Origin of the sequence: Sporolactobacillus terrae (assembly GCF_019930545.1) — a bacterium.
Taxonomy (GTDB): Bacteria; Bacillota; Bacilli; order Bacillales; family Sporolactobacillaceae; genus Sporolactobacillus; species Sporolactobacillus terrae.
Window position 1 is genome coordinate 3,267,547 of the sequence record NZ_CP082837.1, and the last position, 24,606, is coordinate 3,292,152.

21 protein-coding genes and 1 pseudogene are annotated in these 24,606 nt (G+C 39.2%); 20 read left to right on the forward strand and 2 right to left on the reverse strand.

What is annotated here, in order from left to right:
- Positions 1-298: 298 nt before the first annotated feature.
- The 16 genes from K7399_RS15740 to K7399_RS15815 all read left to right on the forward strand — a co-directional run bounded on the left by K7399_RS15740 (position 299) and on the right by K7399_RS15815 (position 17,191).
- On the forward strand, positions 299-1,063 hold the full coding sequence (locus K7399_RS15740) for a YveK family protein (RefSeq protein ID WP_223362406.1): 765 nt from the start codon (positions 299-301) through the stop codon (positions 1,061-1,063).
- Positions 1,050-1,751, forward strand: a complete 702-nt coding sequence (locus K7399_RS15745) for a CpsD/CapB family tyrosine-protein kinase (protein WP_223362407.1) — start codon at positions 1,050-1,052, stop codon at positions 1,749-1,751. Before K7399_RS15740 ends, K7399_RS15745 begins: the two co-directional genes overlap by 14 nt.
- A 44-nt stretch (positions 1,752-1,795) precedes the next feature.
- Positions 1,796-2,563 carry a tyrosine-protein phosphatase gene (locus K7399_RS15750; RefSeq protein ID WP_223362408.1) on the forward strand — a complete coding sequence of 256 codons (768 nt, stop codon included), beginning with the start codon at positions 1,796-1,798 and terminating at the stop codon, positions 2,561-2,563.
- Positions 2,564-2,678: 115 nt separating this feature from the next.
- On the forward strand, positions 2,679-3,998 hold the full coding sequence (locus K7399_RS15755; RefSeq protein WP_223362409.1) for a UDP-glucose dehydrogenase family protein: 1,320 nt from the start codon (positions 2,679-2,681) through the stop codon (positions 3,996-3,998).
- A 23-nt stretch (positions 3,999-4,021) separates the two neighbouring features.
- Entirely contained in the window at positions 4,022-4,909 is an 888-nt protein-coding gene (gene galU, locus K7399_RS15760) for a UTP--glucose-1-phosphate uridylyltransferase GalU (protein ID WP_223362410.1), read from the forward strand.
- A gap of 4 nt (positions 4,910-4,913) precedes the next feature.
- Positions 4,914-5,621, forward strand: a complete 708-nt coding sequence (locus K7399_RS15765) for a sugar transferase (RefSeq protein WP_223362411.1) — start codon at positions 4,914-4,916, stop codon at positions 5,619-5,621.
- Positions 5,622-5,786: 165 nt separating this feature from the next.
- The gene (locus tag K7399_RS15770; protein WP_223362412.1) at positions 5,787-6,530 is read left to right on the forward strand and encodes a WecB/TagA/CpsF family glycosyltransferase; all 744 of its coding nucleotides are present in this window, start codon (positions 5,787-5,789) and stop codon (positions 6,528-6,530) included.
- A gap of 11 nt (positions 6,531-6,541) precedes the next feature.
- Entirely contained in the window at positions 6,542-7,648 is a 1,107-nt protein-coding gene (locus K7399_RS15775) for a glycosyltransferase family 4 protein (protein WP_223362413.1), read from the forward strand.
- Between the two features lie 396 nt (positions 7,649-8,044).
- Positions 8,045-8,203, forward strand: coding sequence for a hypothetical protein (locus K7399_RS16340; RefSeq protein WP_223362620.1), 159 nt, complete (start codon positions 8,045-8,047; stop codon positions 8,201-8,203).
- A gap of 26 nt (positions 8,204-8,229) precedes the next feature.
- Entirely contained in the window at positions 8,230-9,375 is a 1,146-nt protein-coding gene (locus K7399_RS15785; RefSeq protein WP_223362414.1) for a glycosyltransferase, read from the forward strand.
- Positions 9,372-10,472, forward strand: coding sequence for a glycosyltransferase family 4 protein (locus K7399_RS15790; protein ID WP_223362415.1), 1,101 nt, complete (start codon positions 9,372-9,374; stop codon positions 10,470-10,472). The genes K7399_RS15785 and K7399_RS15790 overlap by 4 nt, the downstream gene beginning before the upstream one ends.
- Positions 10,469-11,635 (forward strand): glycosyltransferase family 4 protein, encoded by a 1,167-nt coding sequence (locus tag K7399_RS15795; RefSeq protein WP_223362416.1) that lies wholly within the window; start codon positions 10,469-10,471, stop codon positions 11,633-11,635. Before K7399_RS15790 ends, K7399_RS15795 begins: the two co-directional genes overlap by 4 nt.
- A gap of 4 nt (positions 11,636-11,639) precedes the next feature.
- On the forward strand, positions 11,640-12,734 hold the full coding sequence (locus K7399_RS15800) for an EpsG family protein (protein WP_223362417.1): 1,095 nt from the start codon (positions 11,640-11,642) through the stop codon (positions 12,732-12,734).
- 702 nt (positions 12,735-13,436) lie between these two features.
- Positions 13,437-14,348, forward strand: coding sequence for a hypothetical protein (locus K7399_RS15805; protein WP_223362418.1), 912 nt, complete (start codon positions 13,437-13,439; stop codon positions 14,346-14,348).
- Positions 14,349-14,462: 114 nt separating this feature from the next.
- Entirely contained in the window at positions 14,463-15,596 is a 1,134-nt protein-coding gene (locus tag K7399_RS15810) for a glycosyltransferase (protein WP_223362419.1), read from the forward strand.
- 41 nt (positions 15,597-15,637) lie between these two features.
- On the forward strand, positions 15,638-17,191 hold the full coding sequence (locus tag K7399_RS15815) for a lipopolysaccharide biosynthesis protein (protein ID WP_223362420.1): 1,554 nt from the start codon (positions 15,638-15,640) through the stop codon (positions 17,189-17,191).
- 508 nt (positions 17,192-17,699) lie between these two features.
- Here the strand turns inward: K7399_RS15815 and K7399_RS15820 are convergent.
- A pseudogene (locus K7399_RS15820) lies at positions 17,700-17,996 on the reverse strand (transposase domain-containing protein); the annotation flags it as partial.
- A 36-nt stretch (positions 17,997-18,032) separates the two neighbouring features.
- Positions 18,033-19,475, reverse strand: a complete 1,443-nt coding sequence (locus K7399_RS15825; protein WP_223362421.1) for an IS3 family transposase — start codon at positions 19,473-19,475, stop codon at positions 18,033-18,035.
- Between the two features lie 243 nt (positions 19,476-19,718).
- Here K7399_RS15825 and K7399_RS15830 point away from each other — a divergent pair, with 243 nt between their 5' ends.
- The 4 genes from K7399_RS15830 to K7399_RS15845 are packed head-to-tail and all read left to right on the forward strand — an operon-like array spanning position 19,719 to position 24,521.
- Complete coding sequence (locus tag K7399_RS15830; protein WP_223362422.1) at positions 19,719-21,095, forward strand: hydantoin-5-propionate amidohydrolase; 1,377 nt, start codon at positions 19,719-19,721, stop codon at positions 21,093-21,095.
- Positions 21,096-21,132: 37 nt separating this feature from the next.
- Positions 21,133-22,470: an MmgE/PrpD family protein gene (locus tag K7399_RS15835; RefSeq protein WP_223362423.1), complete on the forward strand. Its 1,338-nt coding sequence runs from the start codon at positions 21,133-21,135 to the stop codon at positions 22,468-22,470.
- Positions 22,467-23,672: a M20 family metallo-hydrolase gene (locus K7399_RS15840; protein WP_223362424.1), complete on the forward strand. Its 1,206-nt coding sequence runs from the start codon at positions 22,467-22,469 to the stop codon at positions 23,670-23,672. The genes K7399_RS15835 and K7399_RS15840 overlap by 4 nt, the downstream gene beginning before the upstream one ends.
- Positions 23,673-24,521, forward strand: coding sequence for a substrate-binding periplasmic protein (locus K7399_RS15845; RefSeq protein ID WP_223362425.1), 849 nt, complete (start codon positions 23,673-23,675; stop codon positions 24,519-24,521).
- Positions 24,522-24,606: the final 85 nt, after the last annotated feature.

A 24,606-nucleotide genomic window follows, 5' to 3' on the forward strand; every position in this document is an offset into this window, starting at 1 on the left:
TCATTAAAGTCATGTAAAAAAAACATGATTCTTTCAAATGTGCTATAATATGACCCATAATTGCTTTGCCGTTAATTACCAGTATTCAATATGACTTTTCTAGATCTGCGAGTTATTCTCCACTTAAACAGTATCAAAGATCATAACCAAGGACTTAGCAGGGAAATCCCCGCGGAAGACACCAAACCAACGATCCAACAGTTAATTCCTATTACAGAATCAGTATTCCTGTGCTATAATCTGTTGGAATAAGTAGAATTTTGTTTAGACCATACTCTATTACTCTGCGAGGGATATCATGGAAGAGACGATTAGTTTAAAAGAAATCTTCCAAACGTTGCGCAAGCGTTTGGTAATGATCCTTTCAATCACGTTACTAGCTGTTCTGGCAGCAAGTGTTGTTACTTTTTTTGTGATGACGCCGAAATATGATGCATCAACTCAGATCCTAGTTAATCAATCGAATGCCAATAATAACAGCCTTTATCAGAGCAATGCCGTACAAACGAATGTTCAGCTCGTAAATACGTATAGCGTCATCATTAATAACCCTGCGGTACTCAATCAAGTGATTAAGAAGCTGAATCTTGATGTTACTGTAGATGAGTTAAAGGGAATGCTGACGGTCGGCACGGAACAAAATTCACAAGTGTTCACGCTAACTGCCGAATCGACAAGCCCGCAGCAGTCGGTACGGATCGTCAATGGTGTGGCTCAGGCATTCAAATCTCAGGTGAAAAAGGTGATGAATGTAGATAACGTCAGCGTTCTGTCACCAGCCAATATTGCCTCGAGTCTTAATCCGGTTAAACCGAAAGCAACAATAAACTTGGCAATCGCTTTTGTCGTCGGACTGATGGTTTCCGTCGGACTGGCATTTCTGCTTGAATACATGGATAACACCATAAAAACGGAAGAAGACATTGAACACGTTTTGGGACTTCCCGTTCTTGGCGTAATTTCGGAAATCAAAGGACATAGTCAGCCTTCAGGAACCCGTACGGCCACCCATGCGGCGGGCAAGCATCATGTGAGAGGAGTTGGCCGAGTTGAGGCGAAATAAACGCAACGTTTCGAAACAGCGGCATCTGATTGCTTTCTATAAACCAAAATCAACCACGGCGGAACAGTATCGGACGATCCGGAGCAATGTGGACTTTTCCGCAGTAGACAGCGATCTGAAAACGATTATGCTGACTTCATCCGGTCCTGGTGAAGGAAAATCCACAACCGCAGCGAATCTTGCCGTGGTTATGGCACAGCAAGGGAAAAAGGTCTTACTTATTGATGCTGACCTGCGTAAACCGACGATGCAGTATACCTTCCGTGTATCGAACACGGAGGGCTTGACAACGATGTTGACGAAACAGACGGCATTCGAAGAAACAATTAAGAAAACAGAGGTTGATAACCTTTTTATTATGACAAGCGGACCAATTCCGCCAAATCCGGCCGAACTGTTAAGCTCTGTGGTGATGGAAAGCTTCATTAAACATGCCTTAACACTCTTTGATAACGTCATTATTGATACGCCGCCGGTGCTTGCGGTTACCGATGCACAGGTGCTGGCCAATGTTTGCGATGGGACAATTCTTGTCGTTCGCAGTGGTGTCGCTGAAAAAGAGGCGGCATTAAAAGCCAAGGAACTGCTGAACAAAGCGAAAGCAAAGATTCTCGGCGTTGTTCTCAATGGTAAGCCGATCGACAAGAGCAGCGGCTACTATTACTACAGCTATTATGGTAATGAGTAAAATCATCTCAAAGAAATTAACTCGAGAGAGGAGGCAGATTGCAGATGATTGATATTCATTGTCATATCCTGCCGGGTATCGATGATGGCGCTGCTGATGAGCAAGTAGCGCTTGAGATGGCAAAGCTCGCCGTATCCGAAGGCATCACAAAAATCGTCGCCACACCGCATCACCGGAACCGACATTGGGATAATCCGGCACCAGAAGTTCAGCAGCATGTGCAGCGTTTAAACCAACAATTCAAGGACCATCAAATTGGCCTGGAACTGTTACCCGGTCAAGAAGTGCGCATCTTTGGCGAGATGGCCGATGAGCTCGAAACACAGGATTTGATGACGGTGAATAGTAACAACACCTACATCATGGTTGAATTCCCGACCCATCATGTGCCAAGGTATGCACAGCAGCTGTTCTTTGAACTGCAAGTGAAGGGCGTAACGCCGGTGATCGTTCATCCTGAGCTCAATCAAGAACTCGCGGATCGTCCAAACCTTCTCTATGCGTTTATTAATGATGGCGCCCTGTCACAGGTAACTGCAGCAAGCTTGATCGGCAAGAATGGTCGAACAGCTAAGAAACGCGCCCACCAATTCATCATACATAATCTTTCACACTTCGTGGCCTCGGACGCACACAACACGACCCACCGACCCTTTTCCATGCAAAAAGCCTTTTACGAATTGAAGAAAAACTACGGCAAAGACTTCGCCAACCTTTTTAAGGAAAATGCCGAATTATTAATTAACGGCGAACTCGTTAACCGTGAAAAGCCGGTTGAGATAAAGAAAAAGAAAATCTTAGGGTTTTTTTAAAACCCGAAGTTCCAAAAACGTCTATTCTCGACAACCTTACCAAATGAGGGAGCCGATTATTCTATATAAAACAAGAAACAAATAGAGAAATTCTCTAAACAGGGGGAATGAAATAATGAAGATTGCGGTAATTGGTACCGGCTATGTCGGCTTAGTAACCGGGGTCGCGCTATCAGAAATTGGCCATCATGTGACCTGCATCGATGTCGATCCGGAAAAGGTAGAAACATTGAACAAGGGTGTACCGACGATTTATGAACCTGGACTTGAAGAACTGATGAAGAAAAATATGGCGGAACATCGGCTTGCCTTCACAGCGAAGCATGCAGCTGGTCTTGCCGAAGCAGAAGTCGTCTACATTGCTGTTGGCACGCCACAGCGCGCGGATGGCTCGGCAAATCTGGACTATGTCATGGCAGCAGCTAAGGACATCGCACAAAATATTACGACGAATGTGATCGTTGTCATCAAGAGTACCGTTCCGGTCGGTACGAACCTTTTGATTAAAAGCTTTATTAATTCATGGACGAATAAAGGTGTATCGGTGAAGATCGCCTCGAACCCCGAATTTCTCAGAGAAGGCTCGGCTGTGCACGATACCTTCCATGGTGATCGCATTGTTATTGGTGCTGAAGATCCTGAAACCGCTAATGTTCTCGCTGAAATTAACAAGCCTTTTGATATGCCAATCGTCAAGACGGATATTGCCAGCGCAGAAATGATCAAATATGCCTCAAATGCATTTCTTGCGACTAAGATCAGTTTCATCAATGAAATCGCCAACCTTTGCGATCAGTTGGAAGCGAATGTTGAAGAAGTTGCCAAAGGCATGGGCTTTGACCACCGAATTGGACCCGATTTCTTGAAAGCGGGGATTGGCTACGGCGGATCGTGTTTTCCAAAAGATACAAACGCACTGGTACAGCTCGCCGGAAACCATCACCATAAGTTCAACCTGCTCGAATCTGTGATTGAAGTGAATAATCATCAACAAGTCCTGCTGATTGATAAAATCATCAAACACTTTGGTAGCTTAAAAGGAAAACGCGGCGCAATCCTTGGACTAGCCTTCAAACCACATACCGATGACCTACGCGAATCACCAGCACTGGTGATGATTCCGAAACTGGCACAACTCGGTGCGGAACTGACTGCATATGATCCGATCGCCGTTTCCAATGCGAAAAAGCAGATTAACGAAACGATCACATACACCGACAATCTGCAAACCGCACTTCAAAATGCAGACTTTGCGGTCATCATTACCGATTGGCCGGATGTGAAGAACATCGATCTCTCAAGCTATGAACAACTCATGCATGAACCGATCATTTTTGACGGACGCAACTGCTATAGCTTGGACGAAGCGAAACAAGCAAACCTAATCTATTATTCAATCGGACGCCCCAATCAATCCCCAGAATTGATCAGATGAGCTAAGAGAGGAGACAAGAATCGATGAAAAAAGTAAGAAAAGCGATTATTCCAGCTGCTGGACTAGGTACACGTTTCCTACCGGCGACCAAAGCACTGCCTAAGGAAATGCTTCCGATCGTCAATAAACCGACCATTCAATATATCGTCGAAGAAGCCATCGATGCAGGAATTGAAGACATCATAATTGTGACCGGAAAAGGAAAACGAGCGATTGAGGATCACTTTGACAGTGCTTATGAGCTCGAACAAAACCTAGAGCATAAAGGCAAACTGGATCTTTTGGAAAAAGTTCGTGAATCATCAAAAGTGGATATTCACTACATTCGGCAAAAGTCACCAAAAGGATTGGGGCACGCCGTATGGTGTGCGCGCAAGTTTATTGGCGATGAGCCCTTTGCTGTACTTCTCGGCGATGACATTGTGCAGCATGACAAGCCATGTATCAAGCAGCTATCCGAGCAATATGAGAAAACCGGTTGCTCAACAATTGGTGTACAACGTGTTCCATACGAGCAAACCTCTCGATACGGCATTATTGATATCGAAAATCAAGAGGATCGACTGTTTAACGTAAAACAATTCATTGAAAAACCGAAACAAAATCCGCCATCCAACTTAGCAATCATCGGCCGGTACGTGCTGACTCCGGAGATCTTTGATTTTCTAGATAAGCAAGAAATCGGTGCAGGTGGAGAAATTCAATTGACCGATGCGATTCAAAGGCTCAACGAACGTCAAGGTGTCTATGCCTATGAATTTGAAGGCAAACGCTATGATGTTGGCGAGACACTTGGCTTTGTCTTAACGAACATCGAAATGGCACTGAAAAACAATGATCTACGTGACGATGTACTCGCTGGAATCAAGAAAATACTCGAACAAAACAAACTTCCTTTAGTACAAGGGTGATTGTATGGCAGCGATCAAAACAAATGAAGGAACCGCAAAAGCAGAACCATTCACATTTAATATCGGTACGGATGCCCAAGATTTAAAGAAGAAAGTTGAAAGTCAGCATGCATACCTAATCACAAAAAGGTTAATTGATATGATTGGTGCAATCCTAGGTATTATTTTCCTATCACCGGTATTTATCATTGTATCGATACTCATCAAAGTTGAAGATCCTAGAGGACCGGTTATTTTTAAACAGATTCGTGTTGGAAAAAATGGACAAACGTTTAAAATCTTCAAATTTCGGTCGATGGTCACCAATGCAGAGCAACTGCTCGGTCAATTGCTCGATCAAAATGAAACAACTGGTGCAATGTTCAAGATGAAAAACGATCCGCGCGTGACTCGGATTGGGCATTTTATTCGGAAAACGAGCATTGATGAACTGCCGCAGCTATTTAATGTACTGAAGGGGACCATGAGTTTAGTTGGACCACGGCCCCCATTGCCGAGAGAAGTTGATAATTATTCAAATTATGATAGGCAAAGGCTGCTAGTAACACCAGGTTGTACCGGATTGTGGCAAGTGAGTGGGAGAAGCAATGTCGGGTTTAAGAAAATGGTTGAACTTGATCTACAGTACGTACAATCAAGATCATTTTTGTATGACATGAAAATCATTTTAAAGACCATACTTATGCTTTTTGGTTCGAAGAATGCATTTTGATCTGGGGCTTGCATAACAGGAATAATAACATTAGTGATTTGGAAGAAGTTATAAATGAAAACTGAAGTCATCTGGACAGGGTACGTCGAATTGATGAATGGTGTATCTCTGTTGGAACTCGTGCATACAGTGACATGGGATAGGATAGTGGAAGGATGTAAAAACATGTCAAAGATGAAGTTTCTGAACACAGAAATTGATAACTTAACTTTTAAAGAAGCTCTCCAAAAGGCTGATGAGCTTGTACAGAATGACACATTCGACTATGTTGTTACGCCAAATGTGGATCACATCGTGCAGTTAGAAAGTAACGAAAAACTACAGATTGTATATAAGAATGCTTCGCTAGTATTGACAGATGGGGAACCGTTGTTATGGATTGCCAACATGAAGAAAACACCGATTAAAGAAAAAATTAGTGGGTCAGATTTCTTCCCAGCATTGATGCAAGTTGCTTCAGTGAAACAATATCGCGTATTTTTATTAGGAGCTGGCGAAGGCGTAGCAGAAATTGCTAAGAAGAATCTCGAAGGAAAGTTTCCTGGACTCCATATTTCAGGTACTTATTCCCCACCTTTTGGCTTTGAAAAAGATAAGCAAGAGTTGGAGAAAATTATCAAACTAATTAACAAAGCAAACACGGATATTTTAGCTGTTGGTTTGGGTGCGCCAAAGCAAGAATTGTTCTTATACGAGGCTTGGAAATCTGGCGATATCAAAGCGAAGTTAGGACTAGGTATTGGAGCTACTATCGATTTTGAAGCAGGGAACGTAAAGAGAGCACCCAAATGGATGAGTAACCATGGTCTTGAATGGGCTTATCGTATTACACAAGATCCGAGCCGGTTAGTGAAGAGATATTGGAACGATTTTATGAAAATTGGACCAATTGTGAAAAAATATAAGTAGGTAGAAAGTTTATGAAAAATATACTTATGCTCACTCGCCTTATGGGGCAAGGCGGGACAGAAAAAATATTTATCCAACAGTGTTCAGTTCTTAAAGAAGCTGGATACAATGTTATCGCTTGCTCAGGTGGAGGGCTTAGTGTCCCTGCTTTGGAAAAAATGGGAATTAAACATTATACAGTGAATGATCTTGAAGATAAATCACCTTACAAAGTGCTATCAAACTTATTTGGAATTAACAAAATAATTAAACAGAACAAGGTGGATGTAATCCATACACATCATCGTATGGCTGCAGTATATGCACGGTTATTAGCCAGAAAGAATAATGCTGTTCATGTTCATACCGCTCATAATATTTTTCATGATAAAATCTTGCTAACAAAATTCGCATTAGGGGACTGTTCTGCAGTAGTTGCAGTTGGAATTTCTGTAAAAGACAATTTGGTTGAAGATTACGGTATTTCACCTGGAAAAGTAAAAGTAATTTATAACGCGGTTCAAGATTTCCTTGTTAGTGAAAAGAAAGTTGATGATACAATTTCACATCTTTCTTCTTCCGGGAAGATTGTTGTTGGGAACTACGGGCGCCTTACAGAACAGAAGAATTTTGAAATGTATATCCGGGCTATTTCTAAACTGAAAGACAAAGATAAGTTTGCCTTTTTAATTGTTGGTGATGGCGAACTCAAGGGAAAACTTGAAAGAATGGTGACAGACCTTGGATTGACTGAACTTGTTTATTTTCTTGGGTATAGAAGCGACATCCAAAACGTTATGTCGCAAACAGATTTCACAGTTATTTCCTCAAAGTGGGAAGGCCTTCCGTTAGTACCAATAGAATCATTTTCTGTTGGAAAGGCTGTAATCGGTACGAACATTGGCGGAACTAATGAACTTATCAAGGATTCAGAAACAGGTCTATTAGTTGAGAGTGATAATGAAAAGGAACTGTCAGAGAAAATTTCACTCCTTGCCAATGACGAAAAGTTATTACGAAGAATCGAAACAAATATTACTGATATTTATGATAGAAAATATTCATTTGACGTTTTTGAAAAAAAATATCTCGAGCTCTATCATAAGTTATTAATGAAAGTTGACGAAGGGTATAAATGAGGAAGATACTCAAACAAACAAACAAACAAACAAACAAACAAACAAACAAACAAACAAACAAACAAACAAACAAGGAAGGAAGAAAAATCTAGAAATTTACTGATTCCGAATCTCATCATTTCAATATATCGATTTGGAAATGGATTAATAATTCATGGTGGAATCAGAAAAAAGGCTCTATGGCCACTATACAAACTTCTGGATCTTCTAATTCTTCGCTTCATTTTCAATGTTGAAATTCCAGCACAAACAAAAATTGGGTGGGGCCTACGAATTGGGCATCCATACGGCATCATTATTAACGAAAATGCTGTTATTGGTGAAAACTTCTCAATTCAGAACTTCACTACAATAGGTGATGCAAGTCTTTGGGGGACACCGACTGGAAGTCCCACTATTGCAAACAATGTTTCTGTCGGTGTTGGAGCGAGAGTTTTAGGAAATATTGAAGTTGGAGATAACGTAAAAATTGGTGCTAATGCGGTTGTCATAAAAGATTGTGCAGAAGGTTCAGTAATGGTTGGCATCCCGGCTAGAGATGTTCGAAAAAGATAATATATCATTAATGAAATAGGTGCATAATGGTGAAGAAAGTATTATTTGTTGTAAACAGGCTGGATTTTTCTGGTGGTGAACAGAAGGTTTTGACACAGATTGCTCAGGAACTTTCGAAAAGTAATAGTGTTGAGGTTTATTCAATGAAAAAATCCCAACAAATTACCTATCCTCTTACCGACATTAAGATTACATATGGAATAAAAAAGTACACAGAGCCAGTCAGGAAAGCCCTACGCGCTTTTGAAATATTAGAAAACAGGCTTGGGATTGAACAATCTTGGTATACAATTGATGATTATCGCCAAGAAAAGCTGTTGCTAGAGTATATACAAAATTATAAATTCGATATTGTATTCTTCTCGGGAGGACATACTTACAAGTATCTAAGTGCTATCAAGAAGAAGCTACCAAATATTAGAATGTATGCTTGGTTGCATTACTCAGCTGAACAAGACTTATCGAGAAAAATTAAGCAAAATAAAGAAATGATGGGTGTTGCAGATGGTGTTATTTCCTTAACAAAACCAGATGCTGATTGGATTAAGAAATTTACCGATCGCTCTTATTATATTTACAATCCCGTGACTATTGAAAATATAGGTTGCTCAAGCTTAGAGGAAAAGGTCATTTCTTTTGTTGGAAGAATAGACGAAAAACAAAAAGGTGTTGATCTTTTAGTTGAAGTTGCAAAAAATTTGCCAGAGGGATGGAGCATTAAAGTTGCTGGCACCGGTCATGACTCAGCGGTGAGAAAGTTTACTAAGGAAATTGAGGACAATAGTCTTAGCGATAGGCTAATTTATGAAGGGTTCAAAAGTGGGAAAGAACTTCAAAAGCATTATTTCAATTCTTCTATTTATTTAATGACAAGTCGTTTTGAAGGGTTTGGACTAGTACTTGTGGAAGCAATGAGCTATGGGCTTCCAATTGTCGCGTTTGATCAACAAGCTAGTCGTGTTGTACTTGAAAATGGACGGTACGGCTTAATTGCCAAGATGGAAGACATAAAAGATATGTCTGAAAAGATTAAATTACTCACTGATGATGTCAAATTGCGAAAAGAATATTCTAGGCTTTCACTGGAACGCTCTCAACAATTTGATATGGCTGCTGTTATTGAAAAATGGACCCAGCTAATCAATAATAACAAGGTGACTTATCGAATATGAACGTGCTTATGATTCATAATACATTGCCTAAGTATCGTGTAAATTTCTTTAATGAGCTTGCTAAGCACTGTGATCTGACAATGATTTTTCACGATTATAATCAGAATTCTTCAATATACGAAGATGTTGATCGTAGAGAAGAACTGGAAAATTTAGAGAGCTATTTTGAATATAACAATGAACTTCTGAAAAGGTTACTCACTGAAAAGGATTTTGATTTTGTAATTATTCCACCACTCGATGATTTTCAAGCATTAAAAATATCTCGATACGTTTTGACTCTTAAAAATAAATATGGATTTAAGATTGTTTTGTTTTGGGAAAAGTGGGTTGCACCAACAGAGTTTCTTCCTCTTAAGAAAAAGATTAAAAATACTATCCAGAAGGTTGCTACAAAATCGATTGTTCGAGATGTTGATCTCTGTGTTGCATCGGGTTCCAAAGCAAAAGAGTATTTTGAAAACAATGGAGTAAATCCACAAAGAATCCGAGTTGCAATGGATGCGGTAGATGTTAAATATGAACGAACTGTTGATGTTAGAGAACGTTTTGGAATTGATACAGAATCAAAAATTATCTTATACTTTGGACGAATTGTGGAACGAAAAGGATTGGTTCTTCTGATTAAAGCGATTCAGAAAGCTTTTTCTAACGACAATGTATTTTTCCTGATTTGCGGAGATGGCGAAGAACGAGAAGAAATAGAAAGAATTGCTGAGGATACTCTTTCATTGCCATATAAATTCGTTGGGAAAGTAGTTCCTGAGGATAAAGCCAATTTCTTTTCAGCAGCTTCTCTGTTTGTGCTTCCATCATATTTTTGTGAGGGTACACCTGAAGCTTGGGGATTAACGATAAACGAATCGATCCTCTTCGATGTTCCTGTAGTTTCAACTTCAGCTGTAGGTAGTGCCTACGATTTGATAGTACCTGGGGTGGGTAAAATGGTAGAACAGGGAGATATCGAAGCTCTTGCAAACGGTATGAAGGAAGTAATAGAGACTTGTAGTTCGAGAACCGTGCAAAAAAATAAAAAATGGCTTAGTTCACAAACAATGGCTGAAGAATTTGTTTCTGCATTGGAGGAGAAAAAATGAAAGTTCTCTTTTTCTTAAATGATGATGATAAATATGGTGCTGGAAAGTCAACCATGAAGTTAATTGAACTGTTGTGGGAGAACCATGGCGTAACGCCTATTCTTGTAACACCTAAATATAATAATAATAATAAATGGTGTAACGAAAATGGAATTGAAAATTATTCTCTACTCTATTCTGATGAAATTATTGGAAATGGCTCGAGTTTTCTGAAGAAGTCAATAAAAGTTATGGGCGCTACGGTATTAAACTTTAATTTACTTCGCTACCTAGAAAAAAAGATCGATTTCTCTCAAGTAGATTTGATTCATACCGGATTTTCGGGAATCATAGTTGGATGGAGATTATCAGAAAAACATAGTATTCCACATATTTGGCATTTACGTGACTTTCCTTTGACATGGAGCTTTTTTGATGAAAATCAAATTTCAAAGATGAATAGCAGCCTCTCTACATTTGTGGCAATTTCAGATGCTGTGAAGCGTGAATGGGTAGTTAAGGGCCTTGCTTCCAATAAAATCACAAAAATATATAACGGAATTGATCCTTCAACAATCCTATATTCAGTCCATAAATTTAATGAATCAACACTAAAAATTTGTTTTGTTGGAGCAATGGTAAAACATAAGCGGCCAGATTTAGTTATTGAGGCAGTTGGAAAATTACCGGAAGCTTACAGAAAAAAAGTTACTGTGGATTTTTTTGGAACAACATACGAGAATTATCAACCGATTCTTGATAAGTTAGTCTCTAATTATCATTTAGCAAATAGTATAAAATTTCATGGATATACGGCAAATGTTGGAGAAGTTTTGAATGAATTTGATGTTGGAATCATGTCGTCCATTGCTGAACCGTTTGGACGCGTTACAATCGAATATATGCTTGCTGGACTAAGTGTTGTGGCGAGTGACACTGGTGCAAATCCCGAACTAATAGAAGAATCAATCACCGGTTTCTTGTTTGAATCGGGTAATTATGATAGTTTAAGTAGAAAGTTGATTTGGCTCATCGATAACCCAAATATGATTAAAAAAGTTGGACAAAACTCAAGAAAATATGCATTAGAGAATTATTCAGCTACATCAAATGCAGATAAGATTTATCAGTTGTATTTAACTTCTTTAAAAAATGGTAAACAATTACTAATCAAGGATAGGTAATGATATGTTCTATTATCTTGTTTATGGAATTTGTACCTTTTTAGGATTTTTAGTAGATGCAGCAAATAAAGATGTCAAGAACACAGGTAAAACAAAGTATATTTCTGAAATTGGTTTTTTTGCAATCTCTTTGGTGCTATTTCTATTGGGGGCGCTCAGATATTTTGTTGGGGTTGACTACGCACTTTATTTAGATAGGTACATACCTCAGGTTCTCATGGGAATTCCAGATGCTGTAGAGCCAGGGTTTAAGTGGATTATTCTAATAGGTTCATTTTTTGGAAACTTCCAGTGGATTTATGCTTTAACTCAGCTTGTTATTGTATTGTTGGTATCTTATTCCATCAAACATCATTCGAATAGTATTGGTTGGTCAGTGTTTTTCTTAACATTTGGAACTTATATAAATTTAGCTTTTAGTATTATGCGACAGACAATTGCAACTGGAATATTTCTGTTTTCATTGAAGTATCTTTTTGACAAGAAACCGATAAAATTTTTGATATGCATTATGATTGCAGCTCTATTTCATAAATCGGCTCTCTTCTTTCTTCCAGTAATTATATTTATGTATATCCCTTTTAATCGTATAGTTTTTCTTGGAATCATTGTTGGATCAGCAATACTGAAAGGGAGCCTTCAGTCTATCCTATTATCTATTTTTGAGAAGATGGGAGAGTATGAGGGTTACATCACAGATTTTAATGGTCGAACTGGGACGAGTGGTGTGTTGTTGCTTGAAATATTGCCTGTTACATTATTGATCATATATCTTATGTTTTCCAAGAACTACGATAAACTGAAGAATTCGAGAAGACTCCCAGTCCTAATGTACTTACAGTCTATTTCGACAAGTATCCTAATTTTTTCAAATGTTTTACCTCAATTTGAAAGAACAGTAATGATGGTTTCTTTTTCGAATATCATCATGCTACCGTTGCTCTTTCCAATGATCGAAAGGAAGAACACCAGAATTATTGTCAAAGCAATCTTCGTAGCGATTTATTTGATTGTATTTTTCCAAACTGTAATTGTTAAGAGTGGTACTGGCTCTTATCCATTTCGTTTTATTTTTTGGCCAAATACATTTTTGTATTAGTTTTCACGAAAATGCTAATCATTGTATTTATTAAGTATTTTTTGAGTCATTAAGAATCATTGGAGGTAAGTAGGGTTTGCTGAATATATAAAAAATGTTGATATAGCAGGACTTTTAATCGTTTTTGTCGAAATTATATGCAAGGATAAATGCCGTATGGGAGCATTTTCGAAAAATAACCTTGCACATGAGGTAAATGCTTTTTTGATGATGGAGCCTTCGTAAATAGTGTTGGAAAAAACATAAAAATTGTGGAGAACTGTTATTTCTGAAGATACTCCACTGTCAAAGCAAATGCTAACGGATCGAAGCATTCGTTTTTACTCTCAAGACCATAATTTCATGGATAAATTTAAAAAGATATGTGAACAGGGGTAACATCAAGCGTATTTTCCGTAGGAAACGATCTTTGGATAGGTTCATGTACAGTAATCCTTGATAGTGCGTCAATAGGCGATGCTGCTGTATAGATCCAAATTAAGTATCGTAGTTGAAATATCTTTTAACTTGATGAGGAGTACCGAACAACCAAAGTAAACTTGTTGATAATATAGATGGTTTCAAAATGTATGATAAGTATTTGTTGGATGATTCTGAATGGTTGAAACCAAATTCGAAAGATCATTATCTAATTAAATTCGCTTATTATTGCAATTACAGCTCTATTTATCAATATTACTGTACGATGAGAGGAAAAAATAAATGCAAAATATAATTAGGACTATTTGGAAATTCAAAAAAAAAATAGTGAATAAAATATTTTATTCCAAATCTAGAAGAAAAACAATCGTTCAAAGGGAAATAGATCGCATGAGTAACATTAGTGATGAATTTGCTTTATATCAAGGTAATCCTAGGAAAGGGAGAGTTATTGTCTCACTGACTAGTTATGGAAAACGAATAAAAACAGTGCATTATTCGATAAACTGCTTGATGCATCAGAGTGTATTACCGGATTATATTGTTCTTTACTTATCGAATGAAGAACAAAATAATCAACTTACAAAAGAGTTAACTACTTTAGTTAAAAAAGGGTTAATAATTAGGTATGTTAAGGATATTAAAGCACATACCAAATATTATTATGCTATGAAGGAATTTCCAAATGATATAATTATTACTATTGACGATGATATCATCTATGATGCTGATTTAATTGAAGAACTAATAGTGAGTTATCAGAAGAAAAAGTTTGCTGTTCATGCAATGCGTGGCCACAGAATGTTAGTAAAGAGTGGGTTATTACAGCGATATAATGATTGGGAATTAGAAAGTCGTTATACGAGAATGCCGGTTATGGATTTGTTGCCAACAGGGGTAGGCGGAGTATTATATCCTCCGCATTTACTTCCAGAAGAAACTTTTGATTTAGATATGATTCAAAAACTTTCACCTTATGCGGATGACATTTGGTTAAAAGCAATGGAATTATTATCAGAAGTGCCTACTGTCATCGCCAGTAAGAAATATCGTCCTATCATTGAAGCTGATGGTACCCAAGAGAAAGCTTTGAATCATATTAATGTTAATGAAGCCCTTAACGATAAGCAATTAGAAGCTGTCTTTAATCATTATGACTTATGGAAAAAATTAGGTGCAATAGGGTTGAATTGAAAAAATAGACTATATTAATATGTTTGAAAAAAATTGAAAGGCTGTAATCCATAATTTATGATAAAACTCTGCTTATTCATCCAGTTATATAGAAGTACTGAGGAGTAAAAATAGATGAAAAAAATTGTTTTTTTAACAAGACGTTACAATCTAGGTGGCGCCGAACGTGTGAACGCAATCATAGGTAATTACCTAAATCAGAGTGATGAATTCAAGGTATATTTTTATTCCGAAAAGGACATTGAACCTTTCTTTCAGCTTGATGGTGAATTTGTAAAATATGAATCTTCAAGGTTTGAAAAGTTACCGATTATTGGCAAAGCGATTCGAGGAAAACGAGTAATCATACAGAAACTGAACAATGGACAATACGATCCAAATCATGTAAGCGGTCGTTTTAAAAATCAGTTTACTGATTTTTGTTTAAAGGAAGGCGTTGATACGGTAGTAATTAGCTCACCTGAGTTAATTTCACTCATACCGGACATGAAGCAACAAATGAATAATGTGAAGATTATCAGTTGGCTTCATAATGGTTGGGTTCTATACCTTAACAAAGATAAGAATCCAGTTTATAAACCTTTTATTAATGGAATCAAAGCTGCCGATATCGTAGTAGCACTTACTCACGAAGACCGAGATAAATTTATTGAAATAAATAAAAATACAAAATGCATATATAACCCACTAACAATTAAAAATGAAGAACATTCTGCGCTTAAGTCTAAAAATATTGCTTTTGCAAGTCGCTATGCAATTGAGCAAAAAGGAATAGATTATCTCGCAGAAGTTGCGGCAAAGTTACCAGATAGGTGGAAGATTACGTTTGCCGGTTCGGGAAATGAAACAGAGGTCGAAAATGTTAATCGTTTATTTGAAGTAAACAATAGTCTTGATAAGGTCGATTTCTTAGGTTTATTAAAGGACGATGAATTAAGAGATTTTTATTTGAGTGCTTCAATGTACTTAATGACAAGCAGATTTGAAGGATTTGGTCTGGTACTAAGTGAAGCAATGAGTTTCGGGTTGCCGGTTCTTGCCTTCGAACAAACAGGCTCTAAAGAAGTATTATCAAATGGCAGATATGGAATATTAGTCGAAAATGGAAATGTGTCAAAAATGTCAGAAAAAATTAGCGAATTGATTGAGAATAGAGATATTTTGATAGATTATCAAAAAAAATCATTAGAACGAGTGGGCGATTTTAAGCTTGAAAAAATTGCAAAGAAATGGAAAGAAATATTATAATAATTACATTAGAATGAACGAAGAACAGTTGGTACAGTTATATGAAAAATAGAAGTCGAACCAGCAATTCAATTAAGAATTCTAGTATTGCTGCAGTCACACAAATTGTGACAATGATAATGACATTTGGGATGCAAACTGTTTTTATCAAGACATTAGGGGCTACATTTTTAGGCCTTAATGGCCTGTTTTCAAACTTGCTCTCGATTTTATCGTTTGCAGAACTAGGAATAGGTAGTGCCATCACATTTTCTCTGTATAAGCCTCTTGCAAGAGGCTCAGAGAAAGAAGTCGCTGCTAGAATGAACTTTTTTAAGAAAACATATGATACGATAGGTGCTTTGATATTAATTATTGGTTTAGTACTTACTCCATTTTTGTCGATCTTTGTAAAAGATGGGCAGGATGTAAGTCATATACATTTGTACTTCGTATTGTTTTTGCTAAATACCGTAGTAAGCTATTTTTTTTCTTACAAACGAACTTTGCTAATTGCTGACCAAATGGGGTATCTTTCAACATTAAATATATTTTATTTTAAAATTGCTCAGACAATCATTCAGGTTATAATTTTAATAGTTCTTCGAAACTTTGTCCTATATTTGCTGATCCAGATTGCATTTACACTTGCATCGAACATTCGGATCTCCATCATATGTGATCGAATGTTTCCTTATCTAAAAAAATATAAAAAAGAAAGGATTAGTGCAGAAACACTTAACCGAATTAAGATTGATACTATTGGAATGGTAGGAGCAAAGATTGGTGGAATTTCAGTAAACAATACGAATAATTTGTTAATTTCATCATTTGTTGGATTAGTGACTGTGGGAGTTTATTCAAGTTACATTATGGTAATTGGTGGTGTAACGATCATCATTCGTCAGGCAATGGATGCCATTACAGCTTCAATTGGTAATTTAATTGCAGAGAATGACAATGAAAAAGCTGAAAAAGTCTTTAATAGGCATTTCTTTTTAAATTTTTCTATAACTTATTTTTCGGCTATACTCTTGTTTAACTTGTTTAACCCGTTCGTGACTTTGTGGCTGGGAGAAAAATATGTGTTTCCAATCTATATCGTTACTATGTTAGTATTAAATTTCTATATTGAACAAATGAGGATGACGCCAATCTCATTCACGTATACTTATGGGCTTTTCATCCAGAACGGGAAAAAGTCAATCGTGGAAGCAATTGTAAATCTCGGGGTTTGTTTAGTATTTCTCATGGTGTTCAAACTTGGCGTTTTAGGTGTTCTGGTAGGAACAACTGTTGTACATTTGTTAGTAAACATATGGTATGAACCGTACTTAGTTTATAGAAAGGGATTTGGAAAGCCGCTTAGTTTTTCATATTTCCTTCGATATATATTTTTGGCATTACTAACGGGATCCGTATCTGCGATTGTCTACTTTCTATCTCACCAAATTCTTCTGAGGGGAGTGTTCAGTATTCTAGTTATGAATTTAATTATCTCGATTTTTATATCAGCGATTGTGTACCTAGTAGTTTTCGCGAGAAGTAGCGATTTTAAATATTTTATGAGTCTTGGAAAAAGGATTTTAGAAAAACATTGTAATTTAGAACGATAAATAAATTAATCGTTGGAATAATGGAAGTAAATTAGAGAAGTTGGCATGCCACGATGGTAACTTATGAAGCTGATCCCTTAGGCGGTATCAGCAAAAAGCGAAAGAACCCGCTTTTCCATTTTCTCATTGCGTAAACTAATCATTTGAAGTAGTCTCATGGCCATGTAGCTGCACAAGATCGAACCTTCAATGGCTTTCAAGGTAGAACTTGTTTTTGCACATGTCCTTCGGTCACGTGATCCCAAGAGATTGGATCATCGGATTTGCGTTAACGCTGAAGGCGGTCATCGGAATAGTTCACTCGGACGTGCGGACAAAATCCTGGACTTCGGGTAAACTATAAGCATGTACACAAATGCAGATAAACTCAAAGCAGTAAAGTTATTCCATCAATATGATCGAGCATGGGCACAAGTCCTTCGTGAACTGGGCTATCCGTAAGCGTCAAATAATGAACACCTTGAATAAATGAATCTCCATCTGGATGAAGTTCAGATGGAGATTCATGTTAGTTTATAGGAGATTGGCAGCTTGAAGGAAGAACATCGGACCATGGCAGAACTCGGTCGAGCTGTTGCGGATCCTTAATTTCCATGTTTGGGAGCTGTTCAAAGAGATAGGTTAGATAGTTGAGCGGGTTCAGCCCATTTTCTTTCGCTGTTTCCACAACGCTGTAAATAATGGCGCTCGAGCGCGCGCCTTTCGGCGTGTTGGCGAACAGCCACGCCTTTCTTCCCATCACAAACGGTTTGATCGAACGTTCAGCTCGATTGTTGTCCAGTTCCGGACGCCCATCTTTTAGATGATAAGGACGTGCGGACGTTTTTCTGGACCAACACCGCTAGGCAACCGCGCCATGCCGGTACTCTTGAGGGCTCTTTCCTCCTAAAGAATTTTTTCTTCGCTTGGTGTTATACCACTCGAGATAGGTGTTTAATTGATTCATAAAGTCCTGAACCGAGACGCCTTGCCAACTTTGGTTGTAGAAAAACTCAGTCTTAAGATGCCCAAAGAGGCTCTCCGCTCGAGCGTTATCGGGCGTACTTGCCTTTTTCGACATCGAACGAGTGAACTCGTATTTCTCCATCAAGGCGATCCAGGCAGGCCAGCGATAATGCGCGCCACGATCTGAATGGACGACTGGCTTCTCGTTGTCATTGAGTGTCTCAGCTGCTGCTTTAAGCATTGTTGAGACTAACTCTGCGTTCGGACTTGTACCGATAGACCAGCTCGTAATCTGCCCATCAAAGCAATCAATGATTGGTGAGAGATAGACTTTGCCTGCTTGAATCGAAAACTCCGTGATGTCTGTGAGCCACTTCTCGTTAGGACGATCTGCGGTGAAGTCACGTGCTAAGAGGTTGGGAACGGCCGGCGTGATCTCACCGGCGTAAGAGCTATACTTTCGACAGCGTGTAACCGTGACATACAGGCCTTCTTCTACCATTAGGCGTCGTACAACCTTCTCAGAGAGACGGATACCTTCATCGCGAAGTTCCCCTGTCATTCGTCGATAGCCATAGCTGGAATAGTTCTGCTTGAAGATAGCGTGAAGCCGAGGCCGCACCTGCGCATATTTGTCCTCTCGGGCCATTGCCGTGTGTTGGTAGAAGTAACTACTCTTGGATAGCTGGAGCGCAGCCAGGAGTGTCTTGAGTGGATACTTTAAACGTAGGGCATCAATCACTTGAACCTTCTCCAGGTTCGTGAGCTTGAGCTGATCGATGCCCAGATCTTTTTTTAAGAGATCATTCACCTGGAGAAGGATATCATTCTGGAGCTCTAGTTCTTGTGCCCTTTTTAGTAACTCCTCGCGGTTCAGCGAAGTTAGATTACGAGGAGCAACCCTACTCACAGCGTCACACGGCGCTTTCTGTTTTAGTTTAGCGACCTGCATAGCGGTGGTATTTGACTTTACCACACGTGGCTTTATTGGGTGTTTCACTCGATCCGGGGCAACGGTAATCTTGTGCTCAGTATACCGAGAATCTTCCCGTACCCAGATGTCTAGCAGAGTGCGGGAAGGGAAACCAAGGATGCGAACTGCACGAACAGAACTACGACCGTGTTCGAAGTAGTAATCTACGGCTTCCTTACGCTGAGAATCTGTGTACTTTCCACGACTCCGCTCATCAAAGGCATGAGCGTCTGATTCGTATTGCCTAACCCATAACTTAAGGGCGCTTCGTGAGGGATAGCCCAGTTCACGAAGGACTTGTGCCCATGCTCGATCGTATTGATGGAATAGCTGAACTGCTTTGAGTTTATCTACGTTAGAATACATGATTTATAGTATACCCGAAGTCCAGGATTTTGTCCGCACGTCCTGCTGGTACATTCCATTGGCGGTAATCATTTGATGGTCTACATTTAGTTATTAATTATTGAGAAAATTGATAAAAAAGCAAAAAAGTTGTCAGATAATGTGACATTCGTGTTGAAAAAAATAGTCATAGCTATAAAATCAATATATAGAAACTAATAATCGATTATCAATAATTGATAACAAAAAAGGAAGGCGAGTTACTTGCAACATTTTGAAAAGGTTGTTCGAGGAAAACTAGTGCTTAAAGATAGGCTTGTTGATGGAGAAATTGGCATCACCAATGAAAAGATTGCTTCTATTGCAACCGATGGTGAAAAGCTGCAAGGCGATGCCGTTCTTGATTTTGGTAAGGCATATGTTTTTCCCGGGTTTATTGATGAACATGTTCATTGTTTTAGTAATCCTGAAGAAGGCTTTGTACCAACGAGTGCGGCAGCAGCGGTTGGCGGTGTTACGACATTCTTTGACATGCCCTATGATCGTCCGCACCCGATTAATTCAGTAGACCTATTTAAAGATAAGGTTAAAAGAATGGAAGGACAAACCTATGTAGATATCTGTTTATGGGGCACCATTGCCAAACAAAATGGAACCGATCAAATCCTTCCTTTAGCAGAAGCAGGCGCTGTAGCTTTCAAAATGTCAACCTTTGAGACGGATCCGTTTCGCTTCCCAAGAATACCGGATCCGGAAATCTTAAAAGCAATGAAATTGGTTAAAAAGAGTGGTCTCGTTGCTGCTTTTCACTCGGAAAATGATGATATTATTTTCAGCATGATCGATGATTATAAGAAAGCAGACAAGGTTTACCCAAGAGCACATATGGAGACGCGGCCCCCAGTAACGGAAACCAGTGCCGTTCTAAAACTTCTGGAATTTGCGTTTTGGACTGGAGTGCATCTGCACATTGTTCACGTCAGTCACCCACGTACGATTGAACTGATCAAGCAGTTTCAAAAGCAAGGAGTCAAGGTGACCTGTGAAACATGCTATCCTTACTTGCTTCTTGATGTTCATGATCTTGAGAAGTTCGGACCAAAATCAAAAATGAATCCGCCGGTCCGTTATCCGGAAGACGTGAAGAGGATGTGGGATCATCTTGAAAAAGGTGATATTGATTTTATCTCTTCAGATCATTCACCTTGGGGACTTGAACAAAAGGATATTGGCAATGACAATATTTTCAAAGCAGCATCAGGACTTCCGGGAGTCGAAATCATTGCACCGTTAATGTTTGACAGCGGCGTTGCTTCCGGGCGTCTGACACCCGTTGAATTTGCTCACTTGATGTCTACGCACCCGGCTGAAATCTTTAATGTGCCAAATAAAGGTTTGATTGCGGAAGGCTATGATGCGGACTTTGCTGTGATTGATCCGGAGCAAGTAACAGAAATTGATAAGGACAAACTGCATTCAAAGATTAAATTGACACCGTTCCATGGGAAAAAATGCCGTGGTAAAGTCATTTCTACAATTGTCCGAGGTACGGTCGTCTACAATGGCGACGAACTCATTGGTCAAAAAGGATATGGAAAATTCGTTGCCGGTGCGGCGGCTAAAAGTAGTGTAACGCAGTAAAAGCAGGAGTTGTTGATTGGTGTTGGAAGAAAGCAAAATGATGAAGATGCTTAACCAAGTGTTGGGTTTGGGATGGAGCGATTTTTCAGAAGAAACAACAGAACGAGCAAAATGGGTCCTTATTGATACACTGTTTGTGATGATGTCGGGAATTCGTCATTCACCTGAATCCCAAAAATATCTGAAGGATAAAGCCGTTTGGCAACGAGATAAGGCCCATCCCATTCATGTTCCGGGGACAGAAGCCTATTTGACCGAAGAACATGCGGCTATTCTTTTCGGCACGTCAATTGTATGCGATGAGATGGATGAAGGAAGTCAGTTTGCCAAGGGACATCCTGCTGCCCATCTTATCCCGGCTATGTATATTGAAGCGACAAAGCATGAAATTGACGGAAAACAATTTCTTACAGCATTAATTATTGGGTACGAGATTGCGGCGAGATTTGCCTATGCAAGCAATATGAAGGATGAAATGCATCCTCATGGAACCTGGGGAATCATTGGAGGGGCAGCAGCCGTAGCACTGCTGCAAGGCAAAAATAAAAATGAAGTGATTCAGACGATCCTTCTGGCAGCGAGTCTGCCGTTGGCAACTTCTTGGGAGGCTGCAGTAACCGGACAGACCGTGCGCAATCTGTATACAGGATTAGGAAATGTGATTGCTCTTTATGTTCAAGATTTTGAGAAGGCAGGATTTGTAAGTTCCGAGCATGTGCTTCACCATTTATGGGGGCGGATTATGTCTCGTGGAAGCAACGAAGACCTGTTTTTGAAAAAAATAAATGATCCACTATTGATTAATCTCAACTATTTTAAACTTTATCCTGCGTGCCGTTTTTCACATTCAGCAGTTGAAGCTTTTCTGCAGTTGAAAAGCAAAGATAAGTTTGATGTTGATGATATCGAGTCCATTGAGGTTGAAACTTATGATTTAAGCGCTCGATTGAATCATCCGTCACCACAAACGACGCTTGCAGGGAAATTTTCAATACCTTTTTTGATTTCTATTTTGGCGCACGACTTTTCATTATTTGACGCAACACGCGATGAAATCTTCCATAATCCATCGGTTCGCAATTTAGCAAGGAACATTCAGGTGACAGCCAATCAGGCGATGTCTGAAAAGCTTCCTGAAAAACGACCGGCACGGGTGACAGTTTATCTAAGGAATGGCAGAAAAATAGTCGGAGCAGTTGACGATGCGCCAAGCGGGTTTGAAATGGAATCCATCAAGCGTCTTGAGAGTAAACACTGGCGCATTGCAGATCATTCGATTGACAGCGGTCAATGGACTGAAGCTATTTTAGATCTTCAGAATGTAACAGATGTTCAGAAACTATTAGAACGATACGTTTGGAGAAGAGAAAAATGAACGACTTAGTAAATATGGAAAGGGTAAAAAGCTATTTTCAAGAATTATCAGAATTATCAATCCTCGAGGAAGACGGCGGTTATACGCGTCTTGCCTTCTCTGATCAAGAAAAGGCAGCCCACCAGTGGTTGAAGGACAAGCTAAAAAAGATATCTTGTACGGTTCATCAAGATTCAGTCGGTAACGTATTTGGACGCTATGGTTCTGATTATGAACCATCCCTTGCATTTGGATCTCATTTAGATACAGTGCCGCATGGAGGTTTGTTTGATGGGGCGTTAGGTGTGATTGCAGGGTTGGAATGTTTGACTCGGTTTAGTGAACAAAGGATTAAGACCACTCATCCACTAGAATTGATCTGCTTTACCGGTGAAGAGACTAATCCATTGGGTGGAACATTTGGGAGCCGAGCAATGGCCGGCTTACTTGAGAGGAGTGATGCTTATGAGAAACGGCTCCATGAATGTTCTTTTTCATGGACAGATGTGGAAGCCGCTCGAAAAACCAAAAGTGATTTTATTCATTTCTTAGAACTCCATATTGAGCAGGGCAATGTTTTAGAAACAGTACAAAAGAAGATCGGTGTCCCCAATGCGATTGCGGGTATGCTCCGGTTAGCTGTGACGATTCACGGAAAAGCTGCACATGCCGGCACAACGCCTATGACTTTAAGACAAGATGCATTAATTGCTGCTGCGGATCTGATTAAACGGGTGAATCAACTAGCCTTGGAAAGTGAGGGGGCACTAGTCGCAACGGTAGGCGAGATTCATGCCGCCCCTAATGTGCCAAGCGTTGTTCCAGGGGAAGTACACTTGATCGTTGAAATTAGGGGCATTGATTGGAGCAGCGTTCAGTCGGCTGGTCAATCGGTAACAGACTGGTTGGAGAGCCGAAGCGGGAACGTGGATGTTAAAAAGCTTGTGGAGAAATATCCATGTGAATTATCGAATTCGTTGCAAGATGAGATAACCATGTATTGCTCTGAGCATCATATTCCGTTCCATCAGATGTTCAGTGGAGCTAATCATGATTCAAATGCAATGAGTACCCTATGTGATACAGGGATGATTTTTGTTCCAAGCAAGGATGGAATTAGCCATCATCCGGATGAGTTTACCTCATGGGATGATATTGAAATTGGTATTAATACACTAATCGGAACGATTTATGGATTATGTACGGATGGAAGAACTCATTAAATGAATGGAGCGATTGATTTGAAAAAACTCAATTTTTTAGTAATGGTGATGTTAGCTTTTCTTCTTATTGTAGGCTGTTCAAATAGTAGTAGCGGTAGTTCAAGCAGTGATTCAGGCAGTTCATCAAAGAAAACAGCATCCGACACGCTTTCACAAGTTAAAAAGAATGGAAAAATCGTCATTGCAACAACCGGTGATTTCCGTCCATTTACTTATAAAGATAAGAGCAATAATCTCGTTGGCTATGATATTGAATGGGGGAAAATTATTGCTAAGGGATTGGGGGTAAAACCTGAATTTGTCACCGGACAATTCTCAGGACTCATTCCAGGACTCAATTCAAAACGATTTGATGTGATTATTTCGGGTGTAACCGCAACACCAGAACGAAAATCAACACTAAATATTTCGGACTCATATGCTAAAGACGGTCCGGTTGCTATTGTTGAAAAAGGCGATAACAGTGTGAACGATGTTCGTGATTTGAAAGGGAAAATTGTTGGTGTAAATTCCGGATCAGTCTTCGAAGATACGGTGAAAAAGATCGGCGGCTATAAAACGTTGAAGACTTATCCAGGTCCAAATGAAGGCTTGGCAGATTTGGACAATGGAAGAATCAATGTCGAGGTACTTAGTTTGATTTCCGGAACAGATTATTTGAAAAACGCACCTAATGGCGATCACTTTAAAATCGTTGGTGACCCTTATGAACCCTATGATCTCGGCGTTGCCATGCGAAAAGGTGACGACAGTTTAACCAAAGCAATTAACAAAATTATTGCGGAACAAAAAGAAAATGGTACTTATGAGAAATTAAGCAAGAAATATTTAGGTGTGCTGATTAAATAATCAGTAATAAATAGGGATTGATTCATGATGTGTCTATGCCGCCTGCGCTTGTAGGTGGTCATTTTTTAACAGGAGGTATCTCCCA